The organism is Rhodococcus sp. ENV425, assembly GCF_002887785.1.
In the GTDB taxonomy this organism is placed as follows: Bacteria; Actinomycetota; Actinomycetes; order Mycobacteriales; family Mycobacteriaceae; genus Rhodococcus; species Rhodococcus aetherivorans.
The window spans coordinates 4,005-12,679 of sequence record NZ_PCZU01000138.1 but is presented as its reverse complement, the minus strand read 5'-3'; the positions used below and the strand labels follow the sequence as shown (position 1 = coordinate 12,679).

Below are 8,675 nucleotides of genomic sequence, written 5' to 3'. Positions count from 1 at the left end.
CGGCGTGACTGACCTGCAGCACGACGACCGTCACGGTCGCGCCCGGATCGTCCGGGTCGGACACCGCGACGAAGACGTGCAGGCACCACGCGCGCCGCCGGACGTCCAGCGGGTCCGCGCACAGGTCCGCGATGGCGTCGATGCACGCGGTGAACGAGCCGCCGGCCCACTCGTGGTACTCGATGCGCTCCTCGGGCGGCAGCTGCGCCCGCACCCAGTACGGATAGTCCAGCCGGCCGGGCGCCTCGACGATCCGCCGGTCCAGCACGGTCAGCAGATGCGCCCGGGAGCGCAGGTGAGCGGACGCGTCCTCGGGGCCGCGGATCGCACCGTCCCGCTCGTCGAACACGACGAAGGCGGACCAGTCGGTCGGCCGGTCCGATTTCGACTCGTGATAGTTCGCGGCGTCCGCCCAGGTCAGGCGCGCGTGTCGCCACTGACGTATCGACACACCGGGAATTGTCCCCGATCCGGGCGGGGCCCGGACCGGAACGGCCCTAGCCGCGAGTGCGCTCGAGCACCTCGCGGGCCCGCTCGGCGTCGCGGTGCATCGCCGAGATGAGCGCCTCCACCGATTCGAACCGCTCCATGCCGCGCAGCCGCTCGACGAAGTCGACCGCGACGTGCTGGCCGTACAGGTCGGCCTCCTCGTCGAGGACGAACGCCTCCACGGTGCGGGTGCGCCCGGAGAAGGTCGGATTGGTGCCCACCGACACCGCCGCGAGGTACCGCTCCCCCGGCGTGACGGTGCCGAGCCCCCCGGTGCCCGGGCCGAGGACGGTGAACCAGCAGGCGTAGACGCCGTCCGCGGGGATGGCCGAGTACATGGGCGGCGCGACGTTCGCGGTGGGGAAGCCGAGATCGCGGCCGCGGCCGTCCCCGTGCACCACGACGCCCTCGACGCGGTGCGGGCGGCCCAGCGCGTCGGCCGCGGCGGCGACGTCGCCGGCGTCGACGCACGAGCGGATGTAGGTGGAGGAGAACGTCACCGCATGTTCGCTGAGCAAGGTCAGGCCCTGCACGGCGAAGCCGAAGCGCTCGCCGATGGTGCGCAGCAGGTCGACGTTGCCGGCGGCCTTCTTGCCGAAGGTGAAGTTCTCGCCCACGACGACCTCGGCGACGTGGAGCCGCTCGACGAGGATCTCGTGGGCGTACCGCTCCGGGGACAGCTTCATGAACTCGGGGGTGAACGGCATGACGCAGAAGACGTCGATGCCGAGCTCCTCGGCCAGTTCTGCCCGCCGCGCGAGGGTCGTGAGCTGCGCCGGGTGACTGCCCGGCCGCACGACCTCCATCGGGTGCGGGTCGAACGTCATCAGGACACTGGCTGTGCCGCGCTCCTTCGCCGACTTCACTGCCCGCGCGATCAGCTGCTGGTGCCCGCGGTGCACACCGTCGAACACCCCGATCGTCAGGACACAACGACCCCAATCCGCGGGAATTTCGTCGAGACCTCGCCATCTCTGCACAAGCGCAGCCTACGACCCGGCGGCCGGACGGTCATCTCCGGCTCGCCCGGGGCGTCGCATGGACAACGCCGACAGCACACCGCCATAATTTCGGTATGCCGAACATTTTCGTTGGACTCCGCAAAATCGCCGTGGCGTTCGCGGCCACGGCGATCCTGGCGGGCTGCAGCTCGGCGCAGAGTTCCGACGACGACCGCCCCCTGGTGCTGACCACCTTCACGGTGCTCGCGGACATGGCTCGCAACGTCGCCGGGGAACACCTGCGGGTCGAGTCGATCACCAAGGTCGGGGCCGAGGTCCACGGCTACGAGCCCACTCCGGGCGACCTCCGCTACGCCACCCGGGCCGACCTCGTCCTCGACAACGGCCTGGGCCTCGAGCGCTGGTTCGAACAGTTCCTCGCCGACACCGACGCCGCCCACGCCGTCCTCAGCGAGGGCGTGCCGCCGCTGCCGATCGGCGAGGACGCCTACGCGGGGCGGCACAACCCGCACGCGTGGATGTCCCCGTTGGCGGCCCAGACGTACGTCGACAACATCGCCGCCGCGTTCGCCGAGCTCGACCCCGAGCACGCCTCCGACTACGCCGCCAACGCCGCGGCGTACCGCGCCGAACTGCAGGCGGTGCACGAACAGCTCGTCGCCGACCTGGCCGTGCTGCCGCCGAATCACCGAGCGCTGGTCACCTGCGAGGGCGCCTTCAGCTACCTGGCCCGCGACGCCGGCCTGAGCGAGGCGTACCTGTGGGCGGTCAACGCCGACCAGCAGGGCACCCCCCAGCAGATCGCCCGTACGGTCGACTTCGTCCGGGCCAACGCCGTGCCCGCCGTGTTCTGTGAGTCCACCGTCTCGGACAAGGCCCAGCGGCAGGTCGCCGAGGACACCGGTGCCCGGTTCGGCGGAACCCTGTACGTCGACTCGCTCTCCGAGCCGGACGGCCCCGTGCCGACCTACCTCGAGCTGCTCCGGCACGACGTCCGCACCATCACCGAAGGGCTGCGCCCATGACCGCGACACCCCCCGCACTGGCCGTCTCCCGCCTGAGCGTGCACTACCGCACCGTCACCGCGCTCGACGGCGTCGACCTGACCCTCGCCACCGGCCGGGTGTGCGGGCTCGTCGGCACCAACGGCTCGGGCAAGTCGACCCTCTTCAAGGCGATCATGGGCATCGTGCGGCCGAGCGCCGGCACCGTGTCCATCGGCGGCGCCGACACCGTCACCGCCCGCAAGGCCGGAGCCGTCGCGTACGTGCCGCAGAGCGAGGCCGTCGACTGGGACTTCCCCATCAGCGTGGGCGAAGTCGTGATGACGGGCCGCTACGGCCACCAGAACTGGCTGCGCCGGCCGCGGCCTGCCGACCACGCCGCGGTCCGGGCCGCGCTCGAACGCGTCGACATGGCCGGCTACGAGCAGCGGCAGATCGGGCAGCTCTCGGGCGGTCAGCGCAAGCGGGTCTTCGTCGCCCGCGCCATCGCCCAGGGCGCTCCCCTGTTGCTGCTCGACGAGCCGTTCGCCGGGGTGGACAAGCGCACCGAGGCGGCGCTGACCGGCGTGATCCGGGACCTCGCCGGCTCCGGGCACACGGTCCTCGTCGCCACCCACGACCTCGCCGGGCTGTCGACGCTGTGCGACGAGGCCGCGCTGCTGCAGCGTCGCATCCTCGTGCACGGCGCCCCGGAGGAGGTGCTCCGGCCGGAGAACCTCGCCCGCGCCTTCGGCGTCGACCCGCTGGTGCCGACCCCTTACGTTCCCCAGGAGGCGCGGTGAACCTCGTCGAACTGATCGTCGAACCGCTGCAGTACGGCTTCATGCAGCGTGCGCTCGTCGTCGCGGTGGCCGCCACGGTCGTGTGTGCCCTGCTCAGCTGCTGGCTCGTCCTCATCGGCTGGTCGCTGATGGGCGACGCCGTCTCCCACGCCGTGCTGCCGGGGGTGGTGCTGGCCTACCTGGTGGGGGCACCGTTCGCCCTGGGCGCGTTGCTGTTCGCCGGGGCCGCCGTCGCCCTGATCGGGCTCGTGCGCAGCACCACCAAGGTCAAGGAGGACGCCGCGATCGGCGTGGTGTTCACGACGCTGTTCGCCCTCGGCGTCGTCCTGATCTCCAAGAACCCGAGCCAGGTGGACCTGCACCACGTGCTCTTCGGCAACCTGCTGGGCCTGGCCACCGAGGACATGTGGCAGGTCACCGCCCTCGCGGTGGTGGTGCTCGTCGTGCTGATCGCCAAGCGCCGCGACCTGACCCTGTTCGCGTTCGACCGGGGGCAGGCCCACGCCCTCGGGATCTCCCCGGCCCGGCTGTCCGCCCTGTTGCTCGCTCTCCTCGCGGTCACCATCGTCGCCGCCATCCAGGCCGTCGGGGTGATCCTCGTCGTGGCGATGCTGATCATCCCCGGTGCGACGGCGTACCTGCTCACCGAACGGCTGTCGCGGATGCTGGTGCTCGCCCCCACCCTGGCCGCGCTGACATCGGCGGCCGGGGTGTACGTCAGCTACTACACCGACGCCTCCACCGGCGGTGTCGTCGTCCTGGCGCAGGCCGTCGTGTTCACGGTGGCCTACCTCTTCTCGCCGCACCAGGGACTGATCACCGGGGCGCTGCGGCGGCGGGCACGGCTGCGCGACGCGGATGAATCCGCGGTGAGACTTGCCTAAGCTGTCCCCGTGGGCGAGAGAAGCGGGACGACCGAGGTGGCGACGGCGGACACGCTGACGCCGGTCGCGCAGGACTACCTCAAGATCATCTGGACCGTGCGGGAATGGTCGGGGGAGAAGGTCTCGACGAAGCTGCTCGCGGAGAAGCTCGGAGTGTCGGCGTCGACCGTCTCCGAGGCCGTCCGCAAGCTCGCCGATCAGGGCCTCGTCGACCACGCCCGCTACGGCGCGATCTCCCTCACGGACTCCGGGCGCGCCGCCGCCGTGGCCATGGTCCGCAAGCACCGTCTGCTCGAGACGTATCTGGTCCAGGAACTCGGCTACGGCTGGGACGAGGTGCACGACGAGGCCGAGGTCCTCGAGCACGCCGTCTCCGACCGGCTCGTCGCCGCCATCGACGCCAAGCTCGGCCATCCCGAGCGGGACCCGCACGGCGACCCGATTCCGGCGGACGACGGCACGATCCCCACTCCCCCGGCCCGGCAGCTCAGCGCGTTCGTCGACGGCGAGCACGGCCGCGTCGCCCGCATCTCGGACGCGGACCCGGCGATGCTGCGCTACTTCGACGACGTGGGCATAGCCCTCGACACCGACATCCGGGTCGTCGAACGCCGCGACTTCGCGGGCACCGTCTCGGTCCGCATCGGCGGCGACGGCGGCACGACGGTCGACCTCGGGCATCCCGCGGCCGACGCGATCTGGCTGGTGTAGGCGGCCGCGGCGCCGGTGTGTCCTTCGGGCGGCGGGAGCAGCCCGAAGGACACACCGCTACATGGTGGCCGGGCGCACGACGAACACTGCCGAGGCCCGCTTGCCCTTCTCCTGCAGCAGCGCCGCGGCCCGGCCGGACGGGTCGATCGCCGCGTACACGCCGGGAATCCCCACCGGATCCAGCCACCGGCCGTTCGCCAGCAGTTCTGCCTCCGCCGCGGTGACGTCGCGGCACGGGAACGCGGTGCGGACGGCTGCATCGATGTCCAGGCTCACGGCCGGGCTCTCCTCGAGCTGGGCGAGCGTGCGGGCGTGCTCGAGCCCGAACGGGCCGACCCGGGTGCGCCGCAGCGCCGTCAGGTGCGCGCCGACGCCCAGGGCGGCCCCCAGATCCCGGGCCAGCGCCCGGATGTAGGTGCCGGACGAGCACTCCACCTCGACGTCGAGATCGACGAACCCGTCCGAGGTGGTCCGCCGGGACAGCACCTCGAACCGCGAGACCGTGACCGGCCGGGCCGCGAGCTCGACGGTCTCCCCCTCGCGCATCCGGGCGTAGGCGCGCTTGCCGTCGATCTTGATCGCGCTGACGCTGGCGGGCACCTGGGAGATCTCCCCCGTGAGCGCGGCGACGGCCGCCGCGATCGCCTCGTCCGCGACGGCGGAGGCGTCGGTGGTCGCGAGCACCTCACCCTCGGCGTCGTCGGTGACGGTGCTCTGCCCGAGCCGGATCGTCGCCGAATACGCCTTGGTGGTGAGGGCGAGCAGGCCCAGCATCTTCGTCGCGCGCTCCACCCCGAGCACGAGGACGCCCGTCGCCATCGGGTCGAGGGTGCCGGCATGACCGACCTTGCGGGTGCCGAGCAGCCGCCGGCAGCGGGCCACCACGTCGTGGCTGGTCATACCCGGGTCCTTGTCGACGACGAGCAGGCCGGCACGGGCAAGGGCGGGGTTCTCGGAGGCAGACACGGGGCCCGATTCTGCCACCTGCCGCGGCGGCCCCGGTGTCAGTGCACGACGATCGCGGTGAGCACCAGCCCGTCGGCGATCAACCACCGCCCGTCGAACGCCGACAGCGGCGCACCGTCGCGGGTGTCGCCGGGTACGAGCAGGTCGGAACGGAACGTGCCCGACGCGGCCGCGCCCGGTACGGCGGCCGCGCCGTCGCGCTCGAACGTGATGTGGGCGTCCTCGAAGCCCAGCCAGCGCCCGGTGAGCGGGAACCACGCCTTGTAGGTGGCCTCCTTGGCACAGAAGAGCAGGCGGTCCCAGTGCAGGCTCGGCTCGGTGCCGGCGAGCCAGGTGCGCTCCTGCGGCAGGGACACCGCCTCGAGCACCCCGTCGGGCAGGGGACCGTGCGGCTCCGCGTCGATCCCCAGCGACCGCACCTGCAGCGCGTAGGCCAGGACGGCGCCGCGGTAACCGTCGCAGTGGGTGAGGCTGCCGACGACTCCCCGCGGCCATACGGGCGCCCCCTTGTCGCCCTTGAGCACCGGCCCGGGCTCCATCCCGAGCTGCCGCATGGCGAGCCGCGCGCAGTGCCGCGCCCCCGCGAACTCCCGTCGCCGCTTGTCCACCGCACGGGCGACGAGCGCCTCCTCCTGCGGGTGCGGCCGCAGGCCGGGCGGGTCCTCGAACAACTCCGCGGCGGCGATGCCGTCGGGCAGGATCCGGGTGATCAGCCCGGTGCGGGTCGAGGTCGTCGGGTCGGTCATCGCAGCTCCCCAGTGCGCGTGTTCTGTGCAGCGCGCTCAGCGCGCATCTTCTCGACTTCGGCTTCCATCTCGGGGGTCACCCGGAAGTGCCCGCCCCACTTGTTCAGCGATCCCGGCGGATACTCCGGCACCGGCAGGATCTGGCGCAGCAGCGGCTCGGGCAGACCCCGGCGCTGCCATTCCCGTGGGTAGCCGAGGGAGACCTCCTCGAAGCGGACGCCGTCGTAGTACGTGGTGCGCGGGATGTGCAGGTGTCCGTACACGGCGCACAACGCGCGGTAGCGCAGGTGCCAATCGGCGGTCTCGGTGGTGCCACACCAGAGGGAGAACTCCGGGTAGAACAGCATCCGGGTGGGTTCGCGGACCAGTGGGAAGTGGTTGATCAGCACCGTCGGCAGCGCCGGGTCGAGGGCGTCGAGGCGCTTGCGGGTGTCGTCGAGCCGCACGCGGCACCACACGTCGCGGGTGACGTACGGGTCGGGTGAGAGGAGGAACTCGTCGGTGGCGACGACGTTGCGTTCGCGGGCGAGCGCCAGGCCCTCGGCCTTCGTCGTGGTGCCCTCGGGCAGGAACGAGTAGTCGTAGAGCAGGAACATCGGCACGAGCGTCACCGGCCCACCCTCCCCGTGCCACACGGGATACGGGTCCTCCGGGGTGAGCACGTCGAGTTCGCGGCACATCGTCACGAGGTAGTCGTACCGGGCGGCGCCGTGCATCTGCACCGGGTCCTTGGCGGTGGTCCACAGCTCGTGGTTGCCGGGAACCCAGATCACCTTGGCGAAACGGCTGCGCAGCAGCGACAGCGCCCAGCGGATGTCGTCGGACTTCTCGGCGACGTCGCCGGCGACGATCAACCAGTCGTCCGGGGATTCGGGGTGCAGATCCTCGGTGACGGGGCGATTGCCTCGATGCCCGACGTGGATGTCGCTGACCGCCCAGAGTTTCCCCGTCACCGGTCCTGCCCTTCTGTCTCGTCCCGTACCGTCTCGCGCCGGATCTGCCGGTCCGCACCGGCGACGGCCCACCGCCCCGACCGGGTCCGCCAGACCACGGCCGCCATGCGGAACACGATGAACACCGTAAGCCCCGTCCAGATACCCGCGAGCCCCCAGCCCCACACCAGCGAGCACCAGACGACGGGCAGGAAGCCGAACAGCGCGGACGCGAGCGTGGCGGTGCGCAGGAAGGCGGCGTCACCGGCGCCGAGCAGCACCCCGTCGAGCGCGAACACCACTCCGGCGGCGGGCATGAGCGCGACGAAGAACCACCAGGCGACGTCGATCTGCTCGAGGACCGCCGGGTCGTCGGTGAACAGCGCCGGGATCACGTCGCCGCCGAGCAGGAACGCCAGGGCCAGGCCGGTGGCGAACACCGTGGACCAGGCGGTGATCCGCCAGGCCAGGCGCTTCGCGCCGGACCGGGCCCCCGCCCCGAGCGCCGCACCCACCAGGGCCTGCGCGGCGACGGCGAGCGAGTCGAGGGTGAGCGCGACGAAGTTCCACAGCTGCAGCACCACCTGGTGCGCCGCGACGGCCGCGGCACCGAAGCGGGCCGCCACCGCGGCCGCGGACAGGAAGCACGCCTGGAAGGCGAGGCTGCGGGCGATCAGATCGCGGCCGAGGCGCAACTGCGCCACGATCACCGCGCGACGAGGCCGCAGCGGCACACCGGCCCGGAGCAGTGCCCCGACGAACAGGGCCGCGGAGACACCCTGTCCGGCGACGTTGGCGACGGCGGAACCGGCGAGTTCCCAGCGGGGGGCGCCGAGCAGGCCGTGCACGAGCACCGGGCACAGCACCGCCGAGAGCGCGAGGCCGGCGAGCACGTACCGCAGCGGGCGGGCGGTGTCCTGCACGCCTCGCATCCAGCCGTTGCCGGCGAGCCCGACGAGGATCAGCGGTGCGCCGAACAGGGCGACCCGCAGCCACGACACCGCGGCGTCGGCGATCTCCGGGTCCCCGGCGATCAGCGCGGCCACCGGTTCCGCCAGTACCTGCCCGACGAGCAGGATCGCGGTGCCGACACCGAGCGCGAGCCAGGTGGCCTGCACACCCTCGGCGACGGCGGCGTCGCGCCGGCCGGCGCCGTGGAGGCGGGCGGCGCGGGCCGTGGTCCCGTAGGACAGGAAGGT

The 8,675-nt window shown here is 72.2% G+C and carries 9 protein-coding genes and 1 pseudogene; 4 read left to right on the top strand and 6 right to left on the bottom strand.

The window, feature by feature from the left end:
• Both CQZ88_RS10825 and CQZ88_RS10820 read right to left on the bottom strand, forming a co-directional pair.
• Positions 1–451, bottom strand: a pseudogene (locus tag CQZ88_RS10825) (DUF1298 domain-containing protein); the annotation flags it as partial.
• Between the two features lie 46 nt (positions 452–497).
• Positions 498–1,469: a bifunctional riboflavin kinase/FAD synthetase gene (locus CQZ88_RS10820; protein WP_006948316.1), complete on the bottom strand. Its 972-nt coding sequence runs from the start codon at positions 1,467–1,469 to the stop codon at positions 498–500.
• A 95-nt stretch (positions 1,470–1,564) separates the two neighbouring features.
• Between CQZ88_RS10820 and CQZ88_RS10815 the strand changes: the two genes are divergently transcribed.
• From CQZ88_RS10815 to CQZ88_RS10800, 4 genes are read left to right on the top strand one after another with little or no spacing between them, the layout of a single operon-like run.
• Entirely contained in the window at positions 1,565–2,476 is a 912-nt protein-coding gene (locus CQZ88_RS10815; protein WP_006948318.1) for a metal ABC transporter substrate-binding protein, read from the top strand.
• Positions 2,473–3,237, top strand: a complete 765-nt coding sequence (locus tag CQZ88_RS10810; RefSeq protein ID WP_102799739.1) for a metal ABC transporter ATP-binding protein — start codon at positions 2,473–2,475, stop codon at positions 3,235–3,237. The genes CQZ88_RS10815 and CQZ88_RS10810 overlap by 4 nt, the downstream gene beginning before the upstream one ends.
• Positions 3,234–4,121, top strand: a complete 888-nt coding sequence (locus CQZ88_RS10805; protein ID WP_006948325.1) for a metal ABC transporter permease — start codon at positions 3,234–3,236, stop codon at positions 4,119–4,121. Before CQZ88_RS10810 ends, CQZ88_RS10805 begins: the two co-directional genes overlap by 4 nt.
• 36 nt (positions 4,122–4,157) lie before the next feature.
• Positions 4,158–4,832 carry a metal-dependent transcriptional regulator gene (locus tag CQZ88_RS10800; RefSeq protein WP_029543295.1) on the top strand — a complete coding sequence of 225 codons (675 nt, stop codon included), beginning with the start codon at positions 4,158–4,160 and terminating at the stop codon, positions 4,830–4,832.
• Between the two features lie 57 nt (positions 4,833–4,889).
• Here the strand turns inward: CQZ88_RS10800 and truB are convergent, their stop codons facing one another.
• The 4 genes from truB to CQZ88_RS10780 all read right to left on the bottom strand — a co-directional run.
• The gene (truB, locus tag CQZ88_RS10795) at positions 4,890–5,798 is read right to left on the bottom strand and encodes a tRNA pseudouridine(55) synthase TruB (RefSeq protein WP_072635119.1); all 909 of its coding nucleotides are present in this window, start codon (positions 5,796–5,798) and stop codon (positions 4,890–4,892) included.
• 38 nt (positions 5,799–5,836) lie between these two features.
• Positions 5,837–6,544 carry a 4'-phosphopantetheinyl transferase Npt gene (gene npt, locus CQZ88_RS10790; RefSeq protein ID WP_006948331.1) on the bottom strand — a complete coding sequence of 236 codons (708 nt, stop codon included), beginning with the start codon at positions 6,542–6,544 and terminating at the stop codon, positions 5,837–5,839.
• Positions 6,541–7,497 carry a metallophosphoesterase gene (locus tag CQZ88_RS10785; protein ID WP_006948334.1) on the bottom strand — a complete coding sequence of 319 codons (957 nt, stop codon included), beginning with the start codon at positions 7,495–7,497 and terminating at the stop codon, positions 6,541–6,543. Before CQZ88_RS10785 ends, npt begins: the two co-directional genes overlap by 4 nt.
• Positions 7,494–8,675, bottom strand: a 1,182-nt coding sequence (locus CQZ88_RS10780; RefSeq protein ID WP_258008550.1) for an MATE family efflux transporter, incomplete at its 5' end; no start/stop codon positions are given. The genes CQZ88_RS10780 and CQZ88_RS10785, both read right to left, overlap by 4 nt.